General features: G+C 47.6%; 3 protein-coding genes. All 3 read right to left on the bottom strand.

Annotation, left to right across the window (positions count from 1 at the left end; translation table 11 throughout):
* Nucleotides 1-360: YlmH/Sll1252 family protein (locus ACFU9E_RS35640; RefSeq protein ID WP_380715736.1), on the bottom strand; the 360-nt coding region annotated here is incomplete at its 3' end.
* A 61-nt stretch (nt 361-421) separates the two neighbouring features.
* Nucleotides 422-700: a YggT family protein gene (locus tag ACFU9E_RS35635; RefSeq protein ID WP_003154408.1), complete on the bottom strand. Its 279-nt coding sequence runs from the start codon at nt 698-700 to the stop codon at nt 422-424.
* Nucleotides 701-706: 6 nt separating this feature from the next.
* Nucleotides 707-1,046 (bottom strand): cell division protein SepF (sepF, locus tag ACFU9E_RS35630; protein WP_380715733.1); only part of this gene is annotated, 340 nt, incomplete at its 5' end.

The following is a 1,046-nucleotide window of genomic DNA, read 5'->3' as shown; positions in this document are numbered from 1 at the left end:
GCCGTATTTCTGCCGCTTTAAGCCGATCCCCATTAATGATCCGAGAAGAGAGCGGTGGTCAATGCTGACGAATTTTTCAGCGTATTGAACGTCAAAAGCCCGAAGCTCAAAATCATCCTGTTCAGGTTCCATATATTCAGGGTATAAAATCGCGCGTTTGCGCTCAGCTCTGTCATATCCTCCGAAAAACGCAAGACCGCAGGCGTCGCCGATAACGGCTTTTACAATCACCTGTTCTCTGGGATCTAAGAAATCAGTCAGCTTCATCCGATACTGGTCCAGGACAATCTGTTTCCATTCAAGCGCCTGATCAATAAAAGGCCGCTCGTCTTGTCTGAAGTGCTGGTAAATATCGCTCATGTTCTTTCCTTTCTATGTAAAGAGGCTTGGCTGGTGCCAAGCCCGTATCAAACTGTCGCATTCAAGTATACATTGCGATCATGCGGTATAGGCCCCAAAGTCCCGTCGTGGCAAACCGAAGCACGATAATCGCTACAATCGGGGATATATCCAGCATGGCAATGGGCGGAATGATCCTTCTGAACGGCTCTAAATACGGTTCGCAAATCGCTGCGAGAAACCGTCCGACCGCCGTTTCTCTCGTACTCGGCACCCATGACATAAAGATATAGATGATCAGGGCAAACGAGTAGATGTAAATTAAATAACTCAGAACGGAAAAAATTTGATAAAGAATCATCCTGCTTTACCACCTCTGATGTTCGTCTTCATTTATAAGCTCCGAAATCGTGCCGGAAACGTCGACATTATCAGGCGTGCACAGAAAAATATCTGAACCGATTCTCTGAATGTCGCCGCCGATGGCGTAGACGGTACCGCTTAAAAAGTCGACGATTCTTTTCGCCTGATCATGCTGGATGCGCTGCAGATTGACGACAACCGCCCGCCTGTTCTTTAAATGATCGGCGATTTCCTGCGCTTCCGCATATACACGCGGTTCACTCAACACCACTTTAGAGGATTTCTGAACACTTTGCAAGCTTACTACGTTTTGCTTGCCCTGCGGCTTCTGAGCGTAAGCAGGC

The sequence above is a fragment of the Kitasatospora sp. NPDC057595 genome (assembly GCF_042800875.1).
Classification (GTDB): domain Bacteria; phylum Actinomycetota; class Actinomycetes; order Streptomycetales; family Streptomycetaceae; genus Kitasatospora.
Note: the sequence above shows the minus strand (reverse complement) of the source record. Positions and strands in the feature narration are given on the sequence as shown.

What these genes read in the sequence shown, in the direction of transcription:
- ACFU9E_RS35635 (WP_003154408.1), bottom strand. Translation starts at nt 700, where the DNA reads ATGATTCTTTATCAAATTTTTTCCGTTCTGAGTTATTTAATTTACATC.